We start from the raw sequence: 22,252 nt of genomic DNA on the forward strand, positions 1-22,252 counted from the left end.
GCTGAATTTCTTAACGCTCACCAGCTGAGGCGGAAAGATTAGCTATGGCTACGAAAGAAGGAAATAATAGATATGTATATTTTGATGCTCTTATCTTTTTTCACTCCTATTTCCCTGTAATAATTTTCTTAATTTCGTTCAGTTTATTCAACGCCTCTACAGGTGTCAGATTGTTAACGTCAATGTTCTTTATCTCGTCCCTCACTTGTTGCAGTACAGGGTCGTCAAGTTGGAAGAAACTGAGTTGGTATCCTTCCCGTTGCTGTGCTATTTCGCCTACGGGTTTTGATATTCCCGCTTGGCGGTTGTCGTTTTCAAGCTGTTTCAGAATCTGATCGGCACGCTTGGTTATACTTTGGGGCATCCCCGCCATTTTTGCTACGTGGATACCAAAGCTATGCTCGCTTCCCCCACGTACCAGCTTGCGCAAAAATATAATTCTTTTGTCAACTTCTTTTACCGATACATTGTAATTTTTTATGCGGTTGAATGATTTTTCCATTTCGTTCAACTCATGGTAGTGGGTGGCAAAAAGTGTTTTTGCCTTGCAGTTCGGGTTTTCATGTATGTATTCCACAATAGCCCAAGCTATTGAAATACCGTCGTATGTGCTTGTGCCACGCCCCAACTCGTCGAAAAGAATCAGGCTGCGGTCTGACAGGTTGTTCAGGATGCTGGCAGCCTCGTTCATTTCTACCATGAACGTAGATTCGCCTACCGAAATGTTATCGCTTGCCCCTACACGGGTAAAAATCTTATCGACTACGCCGATGGTAGCACTCTCGGCAGGAACAAAACAGCCTATTTGTGCCATAAGGGTGATAAGGGCTGTCTGCCGTAGCAGGGCTGACTTACCCGCCATATTGGGGCCTGTAATGATGATAATTTGCTGTGTAGCGTTGTCCAGATACACATCGTTGGCAATATAGCTTTCGCCTATAGGCAGTTGTTTTTCGATAACAGGGTGACGGCCTTGTTTTATATCAATCACATCGCTGTCTACCACATTGGGACATACGTATTTGTTTTCGGCCGATACTTTGGTAAACGACAGCAGGCAGTCGATTTGCGCAATCAGGTTGGAGTTGAGCTGAATGGCTGTGATGTATTCCGAAAGCGCAAGCACCAGTTCGCCGAATATGCGTGTTTCTATCGACAGTATTTTTTCTTCGGCGCCAAGTATTTTTTCTTCGTATTCTTTTAGCTCCTGCGTAATGTATCTCTCTGCGCTTACAAGGGTTTGTTTTCTTATCCACGTAGAAGGCACTTTGTCTTTGTAGGTATTTCTCACTTCCATGTAGTACCCAAATACGCTGTTGAAGCTGATTTTCAGTGGGATGCCCGTGGCAGCCGATTCGCGTTCCTGAATACGGTTCAGGTAATCTTTGCCCGAATGTGCCAAGTCGCGCAAATCGTCCAGTTCAGCATCTACGCCTGTGCGGATAACTCCTCCGCGATTAATCAGGGTAGGAGGGTCCGGCTCTATTTCTTTCCCGATTTTTTCGGAAATCAGAGCACAGGTATTCAGTTGGTCGGCTATTTTCTGCAAAGTGATATTATCAGCTTCGCTGCAAGCCTTCTTTATAGGTTGGATGGCTTGCAGGGCTATTCTTAACTGAACCACCTCGCGGGGATTGATGCGTCCTACGGCTACTTTGGATATTATTCGCTCCAAGTCGCCAATTAAAGTTATGTTCTGTTCCAGTAATTTTTTCAGTTCCGGATTCTTGAAAAAATACTCCACCACACTCAGGCGTTCATTTATCGGCTTCACATCTTTCAGCGGAAAAGCAATCCAGCGTTTCAGCAGGCGTGCTCCCATAGGGCTTGTGGTTTTGTCCAGAACATCCGAAAGCGTTTTGCCGCCCTCGTTCATACTGCCGTAAAGCTCCAGATTACGAACGGTGAAGCCATCGAGCCATACGAAGCGTTCTTCCTCGATGCGGGCAAGCTGCGTGATATGCGAAGTTTGCTGGTGGTGCGTTAAGTCCAGATAATGCAGTATTGCCCCTGCTGCCACAATTCCATTCGATAAGTTATCTACTCCGAATCCTTTCAGATTCTTTGTCTCGAACTGTTTCAGAAGCCGCTCTTCAGCACTTTCGGGAGTGTAAGCCCAGTCTTCCAGTGCATAGGTGAAAAACCGTGTCCCAAACAGATTTTCAAACTCTTTTCGCTTAGTACGGTCAAACAATACTTCTTTCGGTGCAAAGCTGTTCAGTAGTTTATCAATATATTCGCCTGTGCCTTCGGCTACCAGAAATTCTCCGGTAGAAATATCAAGGAATGAAACTCCTACACGGTTTTTGTTTATGTAAACGCTGGCAAGAAAATTATTCTCCTTGTGGTTGAGGGTTGTATCGCTATAAGAAACTCCGGGAGTTACCAGCTCGGTTACTCCCCGCTTTACTATCTTTTTAGCCAGTTTCGGGTCCTCCAGTTGGTCGCATATGGCAACCCGAAGCCCTGCACGCACCAGTTTGGGCAGGTAGGTATCGAGCGCATGGTGTGGAAACCCTGCCAACTCCACGCTGCTTGCCGAGCCGTTTGCACGGCGGGTAAGCGTAATACCCAGCACGTTGGAGGCACGTATGGCATCGTCCGAGAATGTTTCGTAAAAGTCTCCGCACCGGAACAACAAGATTGCATCGGGATGCATCGCTTTTATCTCGTTGTACTGTTTCATCATGGGGGTTTCAGCAACGTTTTTTGCCATATCAATTGTTTAAAAGGTTACAAGAAAACAGCTACAAGTTACAAGTTTTATTTTCAGAGAATTACACCTGAAAAATGCAGCATTAGATTTTATTACCGACCAAAATAAGGTAATAAGGTTATTATTGTCAGAAACGATTTCATTTACTAAGGTTATCGTTTGAAAATAAGGTTTTTATTAAGTATCTTATTTTATAAACCTTAGTAACCACACAAGTAAAGGTAAACCTACTTTATTGCCTTATTTTACACCTCGTTCTTTCGGATTTACAATCCGCTATTAAAAATATCGTCGGATTACCGCTCAAACTTGTTTGCACTGCAAAGCGGATTGTTCCATTGGCATACGTATCTTTATTTATAAAAATTTTTATTAAAAGCAGAAAATTCGTTTTTTTTCAGAATAAGCCGCCGCCATGTAGCATACAGAAAGCCGCTTCCGTATCCTGTAAGTTGCACAAATGCCGCTATGATGGATAAAAAGCCGATTTTCAGGCTTCGGGTCTGTATGGTAGCATCTGCAAACAACAGCACTATATATAACAGGATAGGGGCTAAAAACCATGCACAGATCGCCCCTGCCACAATCAGCAGTAACACACCTACCGTGAAAGCGGCAGGTAGCAAATGAACCGGCTTGAGCGATTCAGGGTATTTCAGATACAGATTGATGCGTGCAATGCCCGAATTGTACACCTGACGGAAAAACTTCCGCCAGTCGGTACGGCGTTTGTGGTACACCCATGCCGAAGGGAATAGGCATACCTTATAATTAGCATTGTAAAGCCGGATGCTGAAATCTATATCCTCGCCAAAGCGCATATTGGCAAATCCACCCAACTGTTCGTATACGCTACGACGGATGCCCATATTAAAGCTGCGTGGGTAAAACTTATCCATTTTCTTTTTCCCCCCGCGTATGCCTCCTGTGGTAAAAAAAGAAGTCATCGAATAGTTGATAGCTTTCTGAACGGGAGTAAAATTGTCGGCTGCCCTGTCGGGGCCTCCAAATGCGTCGGCATTGGTGCTTTTTAGCTCTTTAGTTACGTTCTCGATATAATGGGGGGGGATGATGCAGTCCGAATCGAGCACTATCAGATACTCGCCGGTAGCCTTTGTTGCTCCGTAATTGCGGGCTTTTCCGGGCCCTCCGTTGGGAGTGAAGTAATAGGATATGCTTAGGTTTTTCTCAAATGAGCACACTACCCCTTCTGATGAAATAGTGGAACCATCCTCAACCACTATCACCTCAAAGTTTTTATCTGTTTGAAGTGTCAGGCTCTCAAGGAGTTCTTTTATTTCGTCAGGGCGGTTATATACGGGTATAATCAGAGAGAAGTAAGGCATTTATTTGCTTCTTAACACAATCGGATAGCAAAATTATAAAATAATCGGGATTGATACAGCTTTTTATCAATTCATTAACTTTTTTGGAGGAAGAGGATTTTTTTTTAGTTGTTTTAACAGGTTCTAAGCCTTACAAGGCTAATTTTATTGTTACTGAAGTTTGAACGTAATACACGCCTCGTTTTTATTTGCTGTTGCGTATCAGGTTCATAAATTCCTCGCGTGTTTTAGCTTGCTCAAAAACGCCTGTAAAATCCGAAGTGGTAGTGATGGAATGTTGTTTTTGTACGCCACGCATTTGCATACAGAGGTGTTGTGCCTCAATGATTACCATTACTCCCATTGGGTTCAGTGTATTTTGGATACATTCTTTTATCTGCGTTGTCATGCGTTCCTGTACCTGCATCCTGCGGGCATATACATCTACTATTCGTGCTATTTTGCTTAGTCCGGTTATTTTTTTGTTGGGGATATAGGCTACATGCGCTTTCCCGAAAAAAGGGAGCATATGGTGTTCGCACATCGAGTAAAAGTCGATGTCTTTTACTATTACCATCTGGCGGTAATCTTCGGTAAACATTGCCGACCGTAGTATTTTTTCGGGGTCTTGTTCGTAGCCTTGCATCAGAAACTGCATGGCTTTTGCCACTCGTTCGGGGGTTTTGAGCAGTCCTTCGCGTTCGGCATCTTCGCCGAGCAAACGGATGATTTCCTTGTAGTGTCCGGCTATTTTATTTGTTTTTTCTTCGTTAAATTCCATAATAATACAGTTACAAGCAATTAGTTACGGGGGTTACAAGTTTTCTCTCTCTCATCCTTCTACTTTGAACCGGAAACCTTTATCTCATCGGGTATAATGTACATCTCCCTCCGCATTGCAGGGAATGTTTTTGCAAGATGGGTAAGAAACTCCTGTGCTTCTTCCCTCGAACGGAAATCGCCTATGCGCACTTTCCAGAATGGTGAGGTGTAAGACTCGTAAACTCCTTTTTCCGGAAATTTTTCCTGCATCAAAGCCTTTATCCTGAATGCTTCCGATTTGGCAGTTTGCTGGCGGTTGCTTGAGAAAACCTGTACACGGAATCCGGCAATCGAGCCTGCACCGTTAAGCATCTGACGGTCGATAAACAATTGCTCTACCCTTACGTCCTGATTGAAATTGGCTGCTGCATTTGTGATGGAATCGGGTTTCCTGAGTAAGTCGAAAACATTGTACGGAATTTCTCTTCGTGGCTTTTCGGGTTTGAGAATGGAAATAGTGTCGTCCAAAATTTCCTCCTGTTGTTGTAAGCCGATATTTTCTTGTGCAAAAAGATTGCAGAAGAATAGTGTTGAGAGTATTGAAATCAATGTCCGATTCATTTTTTCTTTTTTGTTTTTACCGGAAAACTTCTGCAAAGTTATTAAAATGTTGCGACTTCCGTACATTTTATTTTGATGTGTTTCACAAAGTGTACTTCTGCCTGAAAATCCGACTTTTCAAGTCAGCATACTTTGTAAAATACTTTCTTTTATTTCTGTTCGTTTTTCTTCAGATTATTTTTCAGGAAGAATGCCCCTGTTATGAAAATAATACCGCAGATACACCCCAGCCACCATGTTTGTCCGGTACCGATGGTATCAATATTAACGGGGTTAATTCCTTTTCCGTATAAGTAATGAAACAATACAACCAAAAAGTTGTTTACAAAATGTGCCCAGATTGGCAGCCACATACTGCCGCTCCATACTACCAGATAACCGAAAAATACCCCCATGAGCATACGGGGGATAAATCCGTAAAATTGCATATGGATGGCGCTGAAAATAAAGGCGGTAAGCCATATTGCAAGGGTAGCCGTACTGTTTTGCCGAAAAAGCCGCTGCATAGTGCCACGGAAAAATAGCTCCTCGCCCAAAGCCGGAACGATTGCTATTAAAAGCACATTAGCCAACAAGCCTCCAACGGAATTTACGGCAAGCATTTTTTCGGTTTGTGCGGCTGCCCGTTCCTCCATTGTTTTGAACGTGTTTTCCATATCGGATAGGAATCCGGGAAATACTATACGGCTGTTGAGGTCTGCCAGCAGGTTTATAACAGGTACAGCTACAATCATCATCAGAAAAACAAATGCTACTGTTTGCCAGCTTACCTTTGTTTTAAGTTGCAGATAATCAGGCGGTTTTTTGCTCCACCAATAGGCCAATATGAAAGCCGGAAGTATGAACGAAGAAACCGACTGTATAAACTGAAGTATTTTCAGTGTATTAATTTCGTCGGATGCATTGCCCGCTATTGCTGCCCCAAGTACGATGCCCAGCAAGAAGCAGGCAAAGAAAACAATTAAAAGCTGCAGAAGGCGTATGAATAAGCTGTTTTGTCTATGGTTTCCTATCATAAATAATATGGATTGTAATCGGGCAACGAAGATATTCAGAAACTGTTTAAATTTACCATAAACAATACAATTATTTTTGAAAGCCCTTTTTCTAAAAAATCATCGTAATTTATTTTGCGAGCTAAATTTAAACAATTTCTAAATAAATAAAATACACAAAATTGATTTTTTGAAAAGCCAGCATATTTTATAAGAAAAGCAGCCAAGAATTTTTCCGGTTTAATAGGCATTTAATTCAAAAAAAAATAGTATTTTGCACCGGATTTGTTGTGAAGATTACATATAGTCAAAAACTTACGATAGAGATACATGAAAACACATTTTTTTATTTTTTCCTTTATGTTTGTGTTTGCTGCTTTGAGTGCACAAACATTTGTTTCGACCACCCCTGCGAAAAAAAACGCAGTTATTGAAGAGTTTACTGGAGTTAATTGTGGTAACTGTCCGTCGGGGCATAAGGTTGTAAACAATATAACCGCCGCCAATAAAGGACGGGTAGTCCCTATCAATATCCATGTGGGATCGTATGCAGTTGATAATCCTAACTATAAAACTCCATATGGAAGTGCTATAGCTGATCAGTCCAACTTAGGGGGATATCCTAACGGAACTGTAAACAGGCATATTTTTGCCGGAAAAACCAAAACGGCAATGAGTGTTGGCGACTTTAGTAGTTCTGTGAGCACTATTCTGGCGGAAAATTCGTATGTGAATGTTGCTGCAAAATCGACCTTGAATTCAACTACGCGCGAACTTACAGTAACGGTAGAGGTGTATTAGACTGCAGATAGCCCGGTAGCTTCCAACAGGTTGAATGTTGTTTTGTTGCAAAACAATATACTCGGGCCCCAAAGTGGCGGCTCAACATATAATCCCACCTATATGGTTAACGGACAGTATAAGCATATGCACATGCTGCGCCGCTTGCTGACAGGACAATGGGGCGAAATTATAAATAAAACTACCAAAGACTCATTCCATACGTTCACTTATAAATACATCATTCCTAAAAAATCGTTCGATATTCCTTATGTGCTGAATGATATGGAAGTTGCTGTTTTTATAGCAGAAGGTGAGCAGGAAATAATTACCGGAGTTGCTTCTGAGTTGGTAATTGATCAACAATAGACTTTCCTGCTTATTGCGGCGAAATGATTTTTTTTCCGCAAATTCATTTTTTATATAAATGTGAAATGTTTATTTCCTTTGCTGAATCGAAGGATAGAAATTTAATATTACATGAAAAACTTACTTTTCTCACTACTTGTTGGCCTGTTGGCTATTCAGTTTTCTTTTGCATCGGATGGGCTTCCTTCGGTAAATTTAAAAACCATCGAAGGAAAAACCGTTGACACTGCTAAACTTAATAATGACGGCAAACCTTTCATTATAAGCTTTTTCGCGCTATGGTGTAAGCCTTGCCTGCGCGAGCTCAATGCAATTAACGAAGTGTATGCCGACTGGCAGGACGAAACGGGCGTGAAACTGGTAGCTATATCAATAGATGATGCTCAGAATAGCCTGAAAGTAACTCCTGCTGTAAATGCTAATGGATGGGAATATGAAGTATTGCTCGACCCTAACAGCGACTTTAAACGTGCTATGGGGGTGAATATGATACCCGCCATATTTATTGTGGATGGCAACGGCAAAATTGTGTCTTCGCGTACGGGATATACCGATGGCTCGGAGGAACATCTGATAGAAGAAGTGCGTAAACTGCTTGATAAAGAAAACAAATAGCATCATGATGCGGTCTGCTTATCTTAGGTGCGTCTCGGTTATCTTTCTGTTGTCTTTTGCGTTTACCTGCGTTTATTCACAGGAAAAGGAAAAACGGAAAAGCCCGGTTAAGTTCAATGGCAGTGTTCAGTCCGATATTCTTTTTCCGCAGGAGGACGAAGCAATAGGTGCCGAAAGTTTCGACGAGTTTGCACGTACTAATACTTATGCCGATTTTAATTTAAACAGTAAATACGTTGATGCCGGTGCACGCTTCGAGTTTCTGAAGTATCCGCTACCCGGTTTTGAGCCGGGCTTTGCAGGATGGGGCTTTCCTTATCTGTACGCTACGGGTAAGTATAAACAGGCCAAGTTAACGGTAGGCGATTTTTACGAACAGTTTGGCAGCGGGCTTATTCTGCGTACTTATCAGGAGAGGAGTATCGGGGTGGATAATGCCTTGCGTGGCGCACGCTTGCTTTACGAGCCTTATAAGGGTATTTATTTTAAGGCTTTGGGCGGTAAGCAGCGCAGGTTTTTTACACACAACGACAGTTTTGTATGGGGAGGCGACCTTGAGTTTAATATCGACCGCTGGATAAAGGGCTTGGAAGAATCGAATACATACTGGATGATTGGAGGGTCATTTGTAAGTAAACACGAGAAAGACGAGATAATAACGGTAGATGCTTTTCACCGTCTGAACCTTCCTCAGAATGTAGGGGCTTTTGATGTTCGCACACGGCTGCAGAAGGGGAATTATACCTTTTTGCTGGAGTATGCCCATAAGGCAAACGACCCCTCGTTCGACAACGGTTATATTTATAAAAACGGGAGTGCTTTCCTGTTCTCTGGTAGCTATAGCAAGCGGGGGATGAGTATTCTCTTACAGGCCAAAAGAAGCGATAATATGTCGTTTCGTAGCGTAAGAACTGCACCGGATGGCAATAAGTCGACCACTTCTTCTTTTATCAACCACCTGCCTGCATTTGCCATGCAGCATACATACGCGTTGGCAGCGTTGTATCCGTATGCCACCCAGCCCGATGGCGAATGGGCTTTTCAGGGCAGCTTTTCTTATAATTTCAAAAGAAATACCTTTTTGGGTGGTAAGTATGGGTACTACAGTGAAACTGAATGCTTCGCACATACGCTCTATTGATAAGCAATATGTGGAAGAATACAACCCGCAGAATCCGTCGTCGGTGATGGGCACTGATGGTTATAAGTCCGCGTTTTTCAAAATGGGCGACGAACTGTATTATCAGGACATTAACATTAGTATCGACAAGAAGTTTACAAAAGATTTCAAGTTGAACCTGATGTACATGAACCAGCAGTTCAACCAATGGGTGATACAGGGACATTACGATATGGTGCGTTCCAATATATTTATTGCCGAAGGCAAATACCAAATCAACAAGAAGCTGACGTTGCGCTCTGAATTGCAATATCTGGCTACTAAAGACGACGATGGCGACTGGCTGTATGGCTTGGTCGAGCTTTCGATATTACCCTCTTTTATGATTACGGTGTCGGATATGTACAACGTGGGGAAAACCAACCTGCATTATTATAAAGCCTTGGTTACATATAGTTACAAGTCGCATCTGGTGCAGTTTGGGTATGGGCGTACACGTGCCGGATACGATTGTTCGGGTGGTGTGTGCAGGGTAGTGCCGGCAAGCAAGGGTTTTCAGCTTTCGTATAATTACAATTTCTAAAAAGCGGTATGGATAAAATTTACAGGATATTTATTTTTTGCATATTACTGTCGGGGCTTTTAGCCGCTTGCGATGTAATTGGCGAAGGCGACCGTGTTTTGGAGATGGATGAAATTATCCCTCAAAAGAAAGTTCTGTTGGTTGACTTTACAGACCAGTCGTGTGCCAACTGCCCTAATGCAGCTCAACTGGTTGAGGAACTGGAGGAAGACTATAAAGAAGCGTTTATCCCTGTAAGTATGCACGCTTACTTTATGAAACGCCCTTTGGTTACCGACGAGGGCAATGTGTACGAAAAACATTTCGGTACAGACCAAACAGGGCATCCCACTGCCGTAATAGATGGCGTGCATATCTCCAGCAGCAGGGAGCAATGGAGAACTTTGGTGATAAACAGGTTTAATGTCAGTCCGGCGGTAAAAATAGAATTAAACGCTTCGGTCGATGCAGATAATCAGATTCAGGTAAGCACAAAAATAAAGGCAGAAAGAGGCTTGGCGGAGGCAAAGTTGCTTTTGTGGCTGATAGAAGATAATATAGAGGAAATACAGTTGATGCCCGATGGAACTACAAAAAAGGATTATATCCACCAACATGTGTTCCGTTCGTCTGTAAACGGTACTTGGGGCGAGCAACTTACACTGGCGCAGGATGAGGAAAAAGAGATTTTTAACCATATTTTGCTGAAAGAAGGGTGGAATCAGGCTAACATTTTCATTGTTGGCTTTATTTTTGATGCTGATACAAACGAGGTATATAATTCGGAAATTGTCCGTTTAAACTAATTTTGTTTATTAAATTAAACTTATAAAACTTTTATATATGAGAAAAATAATTACTTTTTTTACCCTATTCATACTTTGCACCACTTTTTTGAGTGCCCGGCAATCATTGGCTTTTTTCCGCAATGGAGTACAACTGGAGAATAATGCGGAGATTACGATTTCGGATGTAGTTACAGAAGAATTTGGCAGTTTGGTAATAGAGTCGGGGCTCGAATTGAAAAATATATCTTCGCAGGATGTTAGTGCTACTGTAACCCAAACGGCATTAATAGCACCGCAAGCGGGAACATTGAGTTTCTGCTTTGACATGTGTATTCCTACCAATTCAGATGTAGAGCAAACATCTTCTGTATCGGCTAACAGTGAGCATCCGGTATTTCATATGATGTATTATATTGAAGAAGGCGCTTACTCGAGCCCTAAAATTAAATACGAAGCATGGGATACAACTACCCCCGATAGTAAAATAGCGGTTACGGTTACTTATGCCTATCAGGAAAGTACAGGCTTGGGAGATGATGTTATCGGAAAAAATAATCTGGAGGTAATACAGAGCGGCAGTACGGTAAAGTTTGCCTATAGCTGGGCTAATATGGGTGAATATCAGGTAGCTTTGTATAATATAACAGGACGAAATGTAGCCTCGTTCCCCTTATTCGACCAAGAAGGTGTATATCAGTTGCCCGACAACCTTAGCAGTGGAATTTACATCGTATCGGTAAAACAAAACAATCGGGACATCCTCACAAAGAAATTTGTGGTAAAGTAAATTTAGCGGTCGTTTTATAACCCCCTGAAAAAAGATTATATAGCGGGATTGCAAATCCCGCTAAACAAAAAACATTGCAGTAAAAAAGCTATTGTTAAGTCGGATTTTTAATCCGACTTGATGGTACATAAGGGTTTGTAATCCGAAAAGCAAAACACGATTGCTACAAATTGCACTATGCTAACTTGCGCTAACGAATTGTTGATAAACCTTAGTAAATCACATAAGTAGAGGTAAACCTACCTTATTACCTTATTTTACATTACAGATTGCAACATCCTACAAATGGCGTATTTGATTTTTGGGGTCTTTGGGTTCCCCATAATACAAGCTCTTAGTCTCCCGCAAAAAATGAGAGAATAAAAAAACCTGCTTCGTGCCTATACGAAGCAGGTTTTTGCTATTTATTGGTCTCTGTTGTTTACTACTACTTTACAAGTACCTTTTGTTGTTCCGACAGGTTGCTCTCATAGGTGATAAGGACAAGATACAGCCCCTTAGCAGGCAATTTGAACTGGCGTTCGGCACCCGTTGACGTTATAACTCTTTGTCCGCTTATTGTATATATCTCTATTTGCTTAACGGGCTCTTGCTCCTCTATAGTCAATACCTCATCGTTTACATACAACTTAGCCAGCTTCTCTTGATTCACTTCTTTTACCGGCGATATATTGTTGGCTTCTATAAAGATGCACATACTGCCATTGTCTATATTATAGTTGCACATTTCCCTGTCAGGGCCGGCACCTCCACTTTGGTTCATGCTCGATCCTCCCTCGCGCTGTATTGCCCATTGGGTAGAAACGCTCGAAAGCATGAGCCGGCTAAACGAACTTGCACTTGCCACAAAACGGGATTTGGATGTGTTATAATAAATTTTTCGTCCGCTTTTATTTATTATTTCATATTTATAATTCCCACTTGGAGAGCCGGTTTCTACTATTTTCCATAATTGGGCTTCATTGTCCTCGTCCATGCTTTTAGTCATCAATATTGCATTGTCTCCCATGTCTTGCAAAACGGGCTTGATATTTGGGCTGCTGCTTCTTGTATAGTAAATGTAATACCATGTTTCGTTAGAAGCATCTTTTGAGCTTATTTTAGGAGGCTCAGGCTCAGCGGGTTCTTCCATTTCGGCAACAGGAATAAATTTGAGAGGGATACCTGCCGAGGTAGTGGAAGTGGTGGTTTCCAGAAGTTTGCCGCACATCTGCCCTCCTTTTTGATTCATATATGAAGTGCCGTACCGCAACATTAGCGACGAGCCGTCAGTATGGTCTGCCAATGAGAACGAAGCAGCCGATTTCAGCTTGCTGGTAAAAAAACGCGACGAACCGTAACATATTTTATTTCCGTCTTTGGATATAATCTGGTAATTACTTCCCGCCTGTACTATTTTCCAGTGTTGCTCTTTGTTAATCAGGCTTGCATTTTGGGTCATCATAGGCACGTCTTCGCCAAAATCTTCCAAAACATATAAACCGTTGGTAAATTGGATATAGTACCAGTATTCGTTGGAGTCGGTACTTATCTGAGGGTGGGCAGCTTTAGTATAGAGTAAGGTGCCGAATAAAAAAACAGTCAGAAATAGAAATGTTTTTTTCATGGTGTTTTTCAGAAATAAAGTTTTTACAAAGATAAAAAATATTGCTAAATAACAATATGCGAAACAGAGAATAATAATCTATTTTTGAGACTTATACCGTTTTTATTCTAAACTTTTTCCGAAAAACTTGTAGCACTCTTTTTTTATTTCTTCCACTGTTTTTTCCCTGTTCATGTTGGCGCAGGCTGCATACTCTTCGGCCAGAGGTTTTATAACTTCAAAATTGTCCGTCAACCGTCTGAAACTGCTATACCGTTCTTTTTCAGAAATATGCTCCCGAAAATTCATCCGGTTGATGTCCACCAGCATAAACTCGAAATCATCGCCATTCGGTTTCGCTAATATATTGCCCGGCGACATGTCTAAATGAAAAATACCTTTTGCATGAAATCCGGCAATGAACTTTGCCAATTCGCCGATAAATTTTTCATCCTTTTTTTCGCCGCTCATATACAGCCGGATATGTTCCGCTTCTTTTTCGTAAACAGAAACGTAGTACGAGCGTTTCAGCAGGCCTCCCCTTTTTTCTTCGATGTAAGCGATGGGTTCGGGAGTAGCTACCCCTTTCTCCAGCAGCTTGAAAGCATACTCGTAAGAGCGTTTTGCTTTGGACGGACGGAAAAGAGCATACACAATCCGGTTGAGCACAATGGGTATTTTGAAACTTTTTACAACTACTTCCATCCCTTGTATGGAGTATGTTTTCAGCTCATTCCGCGCTTTGTAAATAGTTTCGCCGGCACTCGTAAAAGTATCGGGGATACTGTTTACAAATGGCTCCAGATTCTTATATTTCGGATTTATAACTATTTTCATATTTAGTTGCATGACAATAACGAATGTTTTTTCAATCTGCTATAGGCGCTTTCCTGACCTTGTCCGGTGAGCCGAAAAACAAGTGAAAGGAGCGTAAAAATACTCACTGTTTGAGCGAAGCGAGTTTGAGGATTTTAGCTCCTTGAGCGTAAGTTTTTCGTGCGAAGCGGGCATAGTCTTGAATGCACCGTTTAAGCGAAAGCAGAGTCAAGCTTACTTGAGCTATGCTAAGCGTAGGTGCTTCAATGAAATTAGTTTTTGTTCCTTTTGCATCAAGGCAAAAGGAAGTAGATAATAGTAGTACCTGCCTTTCAGGTATGAGCATACTTTTTAAAACACATCCCGATATTCATATTAAACATACCTTACTCTCGACGACCGTGATGCGTCCAGCCTCAGTAAAATAAATAAAAGAATAGTGAATGCCCACAGCGACGAACCTCCGTAGCTGAAAAACGGCAGGGGAATACCTATTACGGGCATAAGCCCAAGCACCATACCTATATTTACCATGATATGGAAAAAGAAGATGGATACCACGCAATAGCCGTATATACGGTTGAATGTTTCACGCTGGCGTTCGGCTATATGTATTATCCGCAGCAGAAAAACCATGAATAATATCAACACAAGCGATGAACCTACGAAGCCAAACTCTTCGCCAACGGTACAAAATATGAAGTCGGTATCCTGTTCGGGAACGTATTTCAGTTTTGTTTGGGTGCCGTTTAAGAAACCTTTGCCCAACAATCCACCCGACCCTATTGCTATTTTCGATTGATTAACGTTGTATCCTGCACCGCTCAAATCATCTTCCATGTTCAAAACCACTTTTATACGGGTTTGCTGGTGGGGTTTTAAAATAGAGTCGAAAATATAGTCGGCAGCAAAACAAAACAGTACTGCCCCGATGATGAAAAGGATAAGCCCCCTGAATTTCCGGGAGTGTTTAACCAGTTCTATTACAACCCAATACACTACGCTTGCCGCAATGGCGAAATATGCTGCATAGTTGTAACTTGTTATTATCCAGATATTAATAATGGCTGTAACTGCTGCAATAGCTATAGTGATACCCAATAACCACAACGCTTCTTTTTTCGCTTTCTGAACGAAAAAGGCATATACAACCTGTACGAGCAAAATAGCCCCGAAAGCTATGATTATGCCCAAGTCGCTTTTCCCTTCCTGTATAGGGATTTCGCCGAAACGGACTATAACTATAAATAATACGATGGCAAAAACTCCCAACAACAATATCAGTCCTTTCATCCCCTCGCGGTAAAAAACAAGGAAGAATGCCAACAGCACAAGTGCCGAGCCGGTTTCCTTTTGTAGTATGATAATCACCAACGGAAGTAAAGTAATGCCAAGCAGGAGGACGTAGTTTTTCCAATCCATATTTTTACCGTTCGTTGCAAGGAAGCGCGAAACGGCAAGGGCTGTGGCTATCTTTGCAAACTCGGCAGGCTGTATGCTCAGGAACGACCCTAAGCGAATCCACGAGTGCGAGCCCTTTATGTCGGGTGCGATGAATATGGTAACTATAAGCAGCAGCGTTACGGCAATATAGATAAAATTGCTGACTATGCTGTTGTAAACCTTATCGTCGATAAGCATAAGTAGCCCGGCAATACCAAAAGCGGTAAGAATCCACACGAACTGCTTGCCCGCACGGTTGCCAAAATCGAAAATAGAAGATTGGTCAAAGTCGTAGCTGGCTCCGTAGATACTGAGCCACCCTGCGATAACCATAACCACGTACATAAAAACGGTCACCCAGTCGATACCTTGCTTTATACTAATATCTCTTGACATCCGGATTAGTTGTTTTATTTATAAACTCTTCTAACAACGCTTTGCGCTTCACCTCTCCAAACAGGTATTGCTCAATCATCAGGTTGGCGATAGGCATAGCCCACGAAGCCCCGAAGCCTGCATTCTCTATTACTGCAGCTATTGCTATTGTAGGGTTGTGGAGCGGTGCAAAAGCTACATATAGCGAGTGGTCTTCTCCGTGTGGATTTTGTACGGTTCCTGTTTTTCCTCCCATGTCAACTCCCGGAACTTTGTATAATTTCCCATTCCAAGTATTCTCAACCATGCGTTTCATCCCTTCTTTCACAGTAGCAAAGTGCTTATTATTATCAATGTGCACTTTATTTACCTTTAGCGCAAGCGAATCGGTTTTTCGCAGGTGAGGAGTGATATAGTAACCATCGTTGGCAACGGCTGCCGTCATGTTGGCAAGTTGCAGTGGCGTAACCAGCAGCTCGCCTTGCCCGATGGAGAGGGAGCGTATTGTCAATGCCCGCCAGCCTGTTTCGCCATAATAGCGTGTGTAGTAACTGCCCGATGGCACATCTCCTCCCAACTGCTCGTATACGTCGGTACCCGCTATGCGCGAACCCAAGCCAAAGCTCTTTACTTTATCCTCCCATATCTGATAGGTTTTCTTAAAATCTTCATTCCTATCGCCGTAGCCGTCTATTTCCAATGTATTTTTAAATGCGTTCCAAAAATAAGGGTTGCAGCTTTGCTCTATGGCATCGTAAATGTTTACAGGCGATTTGTGCCGGTGCGTACACTTTATTGGGCGCGAGTCGGGTCCCTGACAACTGAATGTGGTGCGCTCGCTTACCCCTCCCATGTCGAGCGAGATTAACGCCTGAAGAATTTTAAACGTAGAGCCCGGTGAGTATTGCCCTTGTGTGGCACGGTTGAGCAGCGGTTGTGTTTTATCGCTTACCAGTTCCGAATAGTTTTTCGAGCGTTCGCGCCCTACCAGCAGCGAGGGGTCGAAAGTAGGATGCGATACCATAGCCAGAATTTCGCCACTGGCCGGCTCTATAGCCACTATGCTGCCTGTTTTTCCCGACAGCAGAAGCTCGCCCAGCCGTTGCAATTCGATGTCGATAGTAAGTTTTATATCACTTCCCGCTACAGGCGATTCATCAAATTCACCATTCTCATACTTGCCCATTATCCTCCCTTTCGAGTCGCGCAGTAGTATTTCCACACCCTTTTCTCCCCTCAGTTCTTTTTCGTAGGCATATTCTATTCCGTCGCGTCCGGCGTAGTCTCCCTGTTTGTAATAGCTGTCAGCCTCCACCTGTTGGCGCGAAACTTCGCCGATGCTCCCCAGTACGTGGGCTGCATTCTGGTAAGTATACTCGCGCAGGGTACGGTTTTGTATGTAAAATCCGGGATATTTATAATTGGATTGCTGAAACGCGGCCACATCTTTCATCTCCAACTGTGTCATAAAAAACTGTGGCGTGTACGACGAGTACGAGCGGTTGCGGCGTGTGTCTTTTATCTCGGCAATGCGTGTATCAAAATACTCTTTGCTAATGCCAAGCGTACGGCAAAAATCCAGTGTATCCAGATTTTGCACCTCGCGCATTATCACCGTTATGTCATAAGCAGGCTTGTTGTACACAAGGAGCTTGCCATCCCTGTCGTAAATCAGTCCGCGCGAGGCATATACCGTTTTGTAGAGGAGCGCATTGCTTTCGGCCCCTTCCTTGTATTTGGTTTCGAGTATCTGAAGCGAGAAGAGGCGTATGATGTAAATAAGAATAACCCCAACGATAATGGCAGCAATTACATATTTTCTATTTTGATACGGGTCGTTAATCATTTTTTCATTTGCCTCTCAGTAGTTGTATTCCGAAAATAAGAAGTATCGTTATCAGCGAGTTGATTAGCGCACGGTATAGTGTTACTCCAAAGTGGGCAAAGGTAAATGCCTCCATGAAAAACAATGTAAGGTGGTGTATCAATACCAAAACAATCACGTATTTGATGTATGCGCCTATCCCGATTGTTCTGAAACCCGGCTCGAAGTTCAGATTCTCGTCGATTGAGGCAAATAGCTTAAGAAGCAGGTTGCGGAAAAAGCCAATCAGCACACACGCAAAGGCATGCAGCCCTAAGGTGTTGGAAAAAGCATCCACCGTAATGCCAAGCAAAAACGAGAACAGAAGCATCAACCAACGGTTAGTCTTCACAGGTAGCGAGAGAATAAACAGGATGTATATATATGGATTGACAAAACCAAGGAACTGGATATTATTCAGCACCAATACCTGTAAAAGTACCAGTATAATAAAACGCCCTATGTTTTGAAATAAGATTTGAACCATTTTTCAGCTTTATCTATATTTGGCGCAAGTCTGTGACTTGTGCCTGTTGTCCTTTCGGATTTCTTGGTAAACTAAGCGAACAAGCCGCGAGCGACAATCCGATGAAACATCGATGTTTTAGTTTTCAGCATTTTCCAGCTTTACCTGCTCGTCGAAATTTTTATAACTCACAATATGCACGTTCGAAATTTTTCTGAAATCAACAGCCAGTTTCACTTTGATGTTATGAAAATTCCCACTTACATTTTCTACAAAATTATCTATAATCCCGATTGGTATGTTTTCCGGAAAAGTAGCGGTCAGCCCACTTGTGAGTATAGAGTCGCCCTTATATAATTCAACATGCCGGGGAACATCGTTCATTGTCACATACCGATAGTCTAACCCATCCCACGATACAGGCCCGCGAAAATTATTTCGGGCAATCTTCCCGTTAATCTGAATCATCGGGTTCAGGAGTGGGATTGCTACCGAAAAATGTTCTGAAACGGTTTTCACTATTCCCACCACCCCTTCGGGGCTTACTACACCCATGTCGGGGTGTATCCCATCCCGCTTACCTCGGTTCAGAGTAATGAAATTGCGGGTTTTGTTGGTCGAACTGTTGATTATTTTAGCAGGGATATAAGTGTAATTCCTGTCGGGATATACAAAATACGAGGTATCGGTATCACATAGCCCGGCTAATGCAATTTGATTTTCCAACTCGGTTATCCTGTCTTTCAGCCGCGCATTTTCGGCCGAAAGTGCTTTGTTGGCAGGAAACAGGCGGAGAAAATCGCCAACGCTATTGGCTGCCGCTTGCAGGCTTGCGACAACTCCGTTGCTCGATGATAAAAATACACTTTTCGGATAGCGGTCGTTATTTACAAAAATAGCAAAGGATATTGCTTCTAAAACCAGAAACAAAGCCACAATACTATAACGCATCAAAAAGGCGAGTACTTTTCTCATACATGCTATCAGTAAATAGGCAGTTTGAAGCAGTAAAAAAAGGTAAATATGATTAATGCTTGTGGTCTGCCCGGATACTTAGAAACTATTTAAATTTACCATAAACAATACAATTATCATTGAACTCCATTTTTCCTCGCTGCCGCACGATTGTATCGTGTGGTTTTCCCGGACAAACTCTTTTTTTATCTTACCACGCGAAGGATTCGCGCGGTAGCATGGGGCAATAAATTATGCCTTTTTTTAGAAAAATTCCGTCTTTTATTTTGCGAGCTAAATTTAAATAATTTCTTAATTTCCTTGTTCTTTACCGGATAAGGAATGAAAATTTATCAACATTTTTCAGTGCGATACCTGTTCCGCGCGCTACGGCGTGCAATGGGTCGTCTGCAATGTGAAATTTCATATTCAGCTTACTACTCAGGCGTTTGTCCAACCCACGAAGCAGAGCACCGCCTCCGGCCAGATAAATACCACGTTGCACGATATCGCTATACAACTCAGGAGGCGTTTGCTCCAAAGCGCTCAGAATAGCATTTTCTATTTTCGAGATTGATTTTTCGAGGCAATGTGCTACTTCCTGATACGACACCGGAACTTCCATTGGCAATGCCGTCATCCGGTTAGGCCCCCGTACAATATAATCTTCCGGTGCATTTTCGAGGTCGGTAAGTGCCGCGCCTACTTTTATTTTTATCGTTTCGGCAGTACGTTCGCCTACCTTTATGTTGTGCATGTGCCCCATGTACTCCATGATGTCGGCAGTAAGGTCGTCGCCGGCAATGCGGATTGATTTGTTTGAAACAATCCCGCCGAGCGATATCACGGCAATCTCGGTTGTTCCACCGCCTATATCCACTATCATACATCCTGTGGGGGCTTCTACGTCGATACCGATACCGATAGCCGCCGCCATAGGCTCATAAATCATATATACTTCGCGTCCTCCTGCATGTTCCGACGAGTCGCGCACCGCCCGAAGCTCTACTTCGGTACTTCCCGAAGGGATACAAACCACCATTTTCAGGCTTGGCATGAACAGGCGGTTTTTCGACGGAATCATCTTTATCAGTCCCCTGATCATCAGTTCGGCAGCGTAGAAGTCGGCAATAACACCATCGCGAAGGGGGCGTACCGTTCTGATGCCTTCGTTTTCTTTTCCCTGCATCTGGCGTGCTTTTTCGCCTATAGCCAGCAGTTTGTCCGTACGCCTGTCGAGCGCCACTACCGACGGCTCGTCAACTACAATTTTATCGTTATGAATTATGATGGTATTGGCCGTCCCCAGGTCAATAGCTATTTCTTGTGTGAATGAAAATAATCCCATGTGTTAATTCCTTTCGCTTTTTATATGTTGTTTATTTTTATTTGGTCTACAGTCTATGGTCAACGGTCTATAGTCTGTAGCTTTATAAGTCAGCCGTCGACTGTTGACAACTATCTACTCGCTACCTGTTACTATTTATTCACTACATATCTTGTAACTTGTAACTGCCCGAAGGGCGAAGTAACTTGTAACTACTATATTTAATGTTTAAAATGGCGGTATCCTGTTGTTACCATCGACATGCCGTTCTCGTTGCAAGCGTCAATCGATTTTTGATCGTTGATCGACCCTCCCGGTTGTATTACGGCGCTTACACCTGCCTGATGTGCTATCTGTACACAGTCGGGGAAAGGGAAGAATGCGTCCGAAGCCATTACAGCCCCATTCAGGTCGAACCCGAACGAATCTGCTTTTTCCACAGCCTGCTCCAGCGCATCTACGCGCGATGTTTGTCCTACGCCGCTTGCACACATTTGTTTGTTTTTAGCAAGTACAATGGCGTTCGATTTAGTGTGCTTTACAATTTTGTTTGCAAACAGTAAATCTTCCACTTCTTGCTGTGTCGGTGCATTATCTGTCACTACTTTCAGGTCGTCGGGAGTTTCGGTGTGCATGTCTTTGTCCTGCATCAATACTCCATTTAACAGCGAACGGAATTGTTTTGTTTTTATTTTGTTTTCTTTCAGGATAAGTATGATGCGGTTTTTCTTCTGGCTCAGTATTTCTATTGCGTCCAAATCGTAGTCGGGGGCAATGATAACTTCAAAAAATATCTTGTTGATTTCTTCTGCAGTATCTTTATCCACAATAGCGTTTGTTACCAGTACTCCACCAAATGCCGAAACAGGGTCGCCTGCCAAAGCTGCCTCCCATGCGTCAACCAGGCGCGGGCGCGATGCAATACCACAGGCGTTGTTGTGTTTCAGTATGGCAAATGTGATGTCTTCAAAATCATTTATCAGGTTGATAGCAGCATCAATGTCGAGCAGGTTGTTGTACGATATTTCTTTACCTTGTACTTGCTCAAACATATCGTCGAATTTTCCGAAATAGATACCGCGCTGATGCGGGTTTTCGCCGTAGCGCAGTACTTTGGCGTTGTCCTCGCTGCAACGGAATGCGCTGAAATTCGCTCCATCAAAATGGTTGAAGATGGCACTGTCGTAGTTTGACGATACGGCAAAGGCTTCTTTTGCAAACCAGCGGCGTTCTTCCAGCGTAGTCTCGGCTCCGCTTTCAGATATCACGTTCAGCAATGGTTCATACTGAGCCTGTGAAGCTACGATAACCACATCGTTATAGTTTTTAGCTGCGGCACGGATTAATGAAATTCCGCCTATGTCAATTTTTTCGATAATTTCGGCCTCACTTGCTCCCGAAGCTACTGTGGCTTCGAACGGATACAGGTCTACTATCACCAAGTCAATTCCCGGTATATCATACTCGGCTATCTGATCTTGGTCTTTTGCGTTTTCGCGGCGGTTAAGTATCCCCCCGAAAACTTTCGGGTGAAGTGTCTTTACACGTCCACCAAGTATGGATGGATAACCTGTCAAATCTTCGACCGCCTCACACGGAACTCCAAGCGATTCGATGAAAGTTTTTGTACCTCCGGTAGAAATGAACCCTACGCCAAGTGCATGCAGTTTTTTTATTATTTCGTCTAAGTTTTCTTTATGATAAACGGATACTAACGCTTTTTTTATTTGTTTTTTTTCCATAATGTTCCATGTTTTTTTCGAGTTGTGCAAATTTATAAAAAATAGTTAGTACCTCAATATAAAATACAGATTATAAATGCTTTTTCGTCGCTACTTTTAAGAAAAAAATAGAAAAAAACCAATAAAAATGATTAACGGGGAGGGTAAGCGCATTAAAATATACTGATTTACTACTTTCTTCTTTGGTAGCCATAGCTAATCTTTCCGCCTCAGCTGGTGAGCGTTAAGAAATTCAGCGTA

At 42.7% G+C, this 22,252-nt stretch carries 18 protein-coding genes and 1 pseudogene; 6 read left to right on the plus strand and 13 right to left on the minus strand.

Translation table 11 applies throughout. The features are described 5' to 3' along the window. Positions 1–106: 106 nt before the first annotated feature. From mutS to D0T49_RS08860, 5 genes are all read right to left on the minus strand, one after another. Positions 107–2,716 carry a DNA mismatch repair protein MutS gene (gene mutS / locus D0T49_RS08840; RefSeq protein WP_163630468.1) on the minus strand — a complete coding sequence of 870 codons (2,610 nt, stop codon included), beginning with the start codon at positions 2,714–2,716 and terminating at the stop codon, positions 107–109. A 353-nt stretch (positions 2,717–3,069) separates the two neighbouring features. Then, positions 3,070–4,062, minus strand: a complete 993-nt coding sequence (locus D0T49_RS08845; protein WP_163630470.1) for a glycosyltransferase family 2 protein — start codon at positions 4,060–4,062, stop codon at positions 3,070–3,072. 184 nt (positions 4,063–4,246) lie between these two features. After that, on the minus strand, positions 4,247–4,822 hold the full coding sequence (gene folE / locus D0T49_RS08850; RefSeq protein ID WP_163630472.1) for a GTP cyclohydrolase I FolE: 576 nt from the start codon (positions 4,820–4,822) through the stop codon (positions 4,247–4,249). 59 nt (positions 4,823–4,881) lie between these two features. Further along, complete coding sequence (locus D0T49_RS08855; protein ID WP_163630474.1) at positions 4,882–5,424, minus strand: SPOR domain-containing protein; 543 nt, start codon at positions 5,422–5,424, stop codon at positions 4,882–4,884. Positions 5,425–5,573: 149 nt separating this feature from the next. After that, on the minus strand, positions 5,574–6,440 hold the full coding sequence (locus D0T49_RS08860; RefSeq protein WP_163630476.1) for a CPBP family intramembrane glutamic endopeptidase: 867 nt from the start codon (positions 6,438–6,440) through the stop codon (positions 5,574–5,576). Between the two features lie 309 nt (positions 6,441–6,749). Between D0T49_RS08860 and D0T49_RS08865 the strand changes: the two genes are divergently transcribed. From D0T49_RS08865 to D0T49_RS08890, 6 genes and pseudogenes are all read left to right on the plus strand, one after another. Next, entirely contained in the window at positions 6,750–7,220 is a 471-nt protein-coding gene (locus D0T49_RS08865; RefSeq protein WP_163630478.1) for a hypothetical protein, read from the plus strand. A gap of 30 nt (positions 7,221–7,250) precedes the next feature. After that, positions 7,251–7,568 carry an Omp28-related outer membrane protein gene (locus D0T49_RS08870; RefSeq protein ID WP_163630480.1) on the plus strand — a complete coding sequence of 106 codons (318 nt, stop codon included), beginning with the start codon at positions 7,251–7,253 and terminating at the stop codon, positions 7,566–7,568. Between the two features lie 111 nt (positions 7,569–7,679). Beyond that, positions 7,680–8,183, plus strand: coding sequence for a TlpA disulfide reductase family protein (locus D0T49_RS08875; protein WP_163630483.1), 504 nt, complete (start codon positions 7,680–7,682; stop codon positions 8,181–8,183). A 7-nt stretch (positions 8,184–8,190) separates the two neighbouring features. Beyond that, positions 8,191–9,886: pseudogene (locus D0T49_RS08880) on the plus strand (DUF6029 family protein). Between the two features lie 8 nt (positions 9,887–9,894). Continuing rightward, a complete protein-coding gene (locus D0T49_RS08885; protein ID WP_163630486.1) occupies positions 9,895–10,671 on the plus strand; it encodes an Omp28 family outer membrane lipoprotein in 777 nt (258 codons plus the stop codon). Between the two features lie 37 nt (positions 10,672–10,708). Next, positions 10,709–11,440, plus strand: coding sequence for a T9SS type A sorting domain-containing protein (locus D0T49_RS08890; RefSeq protein WP_163630488.1), 732 nt, complete (start codon positions 10,709–10,711; stop codon positions 11,438–11,440). Positions 11,441–11,867: 427 nt separating this feature from the next. On the opposite strand, the gene D0T49_RS08895 is transcribed toward D0T49_RS08890, so the two are convergent. From D0T49_RS08895 to purH, 8 genes are all read right to left on the minus strand, one after another. Continuing rightward, positions 11,868–13,046 carry a T9SS type A sorting domain-containing protein gene (locus D0T49_RS08895; RefSeq protein WP_163630491.1) on the minus strand — a complete coding sequence of 393 codons (1,179 nt, stop codon included), beginning with the start codon at positions 13,044–13,046 and terminating at the stop codon, positions 11,868–11,870. A 102-nt stretch (positions 13,047–13,148) separates the two neighbouring features. After that, positions 13,149–13,862: a lipopolysaccharide kinase InaA family protein gene (locus D0T49_RS08900; protein ID WP_163630493.1), complete on the minus strand. Its 714-nt coding sequence runs from the start codon at positions 13,860–13,862 to the stop codon at positions 13,149–13,151. A gap of 354 nt (positions 13,863–14,216) precedes the next feature. Continuing rightward, complete coding sequence (gene rodA, locus D0T49_RS08905) at positions 14,217–15,680, minus strand: rod shape-determining protein RodA (protein ID WP_163630495.1); 1,464 nt, start codon at positions 15,678–15,680, stop codon at positions 14,217–14,219. Next, positions 15,664–17,505, minus strand: a complete 1,842-nt coding sequence (gene mrdA / locus D0T49_RS08910) for a penicillin-binding protein 2 (protein WP_163630497.1) — start codon at positions 17,503–17,505, stop codon at positions 15,664–15,666. Before mrdA ends, rodA begins: the two co-directional genes overlap by 17 nt. Positions 17,506–17,509: 4 nt before the next feature. Then, entirely contained in the window at positions 17,510–18,010 is a 501-nt protein-coding gene (gene mreD, locus D0T49_RS08915) for a rod shape-determining protein MreD (protein ID WP_163630499.1), read from the minus strand. Between the two features lie 117 nt (positions 18,011–18,127). Then, positions 18,128–18,964, minus strand: coding sequence for a rod shape-determining protein MreC (mreC, locus tag D0T49_RS08920; protein ID WP_163630501.1), 837 nt, complete (start codon positions 18,962–18,964; stop codon positions 18,128–18,130). A 307-nt stretch (positions 18,965–19,271) separates the two neighbouring features. Beyond that, complete coding sequence (locus tag D0T49_RS08925; protein ID WP_163630503.1) at positions 19,272–20,291, minus strand: rod shape-determining protein; 1,020 nt, start codon at positions 20,289–20,291, stop codon at positions 19,272–19,274. 200 nt (positions 20,292–20,491) lie between these two features. Beyond that, positions 20,492–22,015, minus strand: a complete 1,524-nt coding sequence (purH, locus tag D0T49_RS08930; RefSeq protein WP_163630569.1) for a bifunctional phosphoribosylaminoimidazolecarboxamide formyltransferase/IMP cyclohydrolase — start codon at positions 22,013–22,015, stop codon at positions 20,492–20,494. Positions 22,016–22,252: the final 237 nt, after the last annotated feature.

Origin of the sequence: Paludibacter sp. 221 (genome assembly GCF_010501035.1) — a bacterium.
Taxonomy (GTDB): domain Bacteria; phylum Bacteroidota; class Bacteroidia; order Bacteroidales; family Paludibacteraceae; genus QVMH01.

Excerpts from the sequence above, each read along its gene's own strand:
- mrdA (WP_163630497.1), bottom strand. The coding sequence starts at position 17,505 with ATGATTAACGACCCGTATCAAAATAGAAAATATGTAATTGCTGCCATT.
- D0T49_RS08895 (WP_163630491.1), bottom strand. The coding sequence starts at position 13,046 with ATGAAAAAAACATTTCTATTTCTGACTGTTTTTTTATTCGGCACCTTA.
- D0T49_RS08860 (WP_163630476.1), bottom strand. The coding sequence starts at position 6,440 with ATGATAGGAAACCATAGACAAAACAGCTTATTCATACGCCTTCTGCAG.
- mreD (WP_163630499.1), bottom strand. The coding sequence starts at position 18,010 with ATGGTTCAAATCTTATTTCAAAACATAGGGCGTTTTATTATACTGGTA.
- mreC (WP_163630501.1), bottom strand. The coding sequence starts at position 18,964 with ATGAGAAAAGTACTCGCCTTTTTGATGCGTTATAGTATTGTGGCTTTG.
- D0T49_RS08875 (WP_163630483.1), top strand. The coding sequence starts at position 7,680 with ATGAAAAACTTACTTTTCTCACTACTTGTTGGCCTGTTGGCTATTCAG.
- D0T49_RS08885 (WP_163630486.1), top strand. The coding sequence starts at position 9,895 with ATGGATAAAATTTACAGGATATTTATTTTTTGCATATTACTGTCGGGG.
- folE (WP_163630472.1), bottom strand. The coding sequence starts at position 4,822 with ATGGAATTTAACGAAGAAAAAACAAATAAAATAGCCGGACACTACAAG.
- D0T49_RS08845 (WP_163630470.1), bottom strand. The coding sequence starts at position 4,062 with ATGCCTTACTTCTCTCTGATTATACCCGTATATAACCGCCCTGACGAA.
- D0T49_RS08925 (WP_163630503.1), bottom strand. The coding sequence starts at position 20,291 with ATGGGATTATTTTCATTCACACAAGAAATAGCTATTGACCTGGGGACG.
- D0T49_RS08890 (WP_163630488.1), top strand. The coding sequence starts at position 10,709 with ATGAGAAAAATAATTACTTTTTTTACCCTATTCATACTTTGCACCACT.
- D0T49_RS08865 (WP_163630478.1), top strand. The coding sequence starts at position 6,750 with ATGAAAACACATTTTTTTATTTTTTCCTTTATGTTTGTGTTTGCTGCT.
- D0T49_RS08855 (WP_163630474.1), bottom strand. The coding sequence starts at position 5,424 with ATGAATCGGACATTGATTTCAATACTCTCAACACTATTCTTCTGCAAT.
- D0T49_RS08900 (WP_163630493.1), bottom strand. The coding sequence starts at position 13,862 with ATGAAAATAGTTATAAATCCGAAATATAAGAATCTGGAGCCATTTGTA.
- mutS (WP_163630468.1), bottom strand. The coding sequence starts at position 2,716 with ATGGCAAAAAACGTTGCTGAAACCCCCATGATGAAACAGTACAACGAG.
- rodA (WP_163630495.1), bottom strand. The coding sequence starts at position 15,680 with ATGTCAAGAGATATTAGTATAAAGCAAGGTATCGACTGGGTGACCGTT.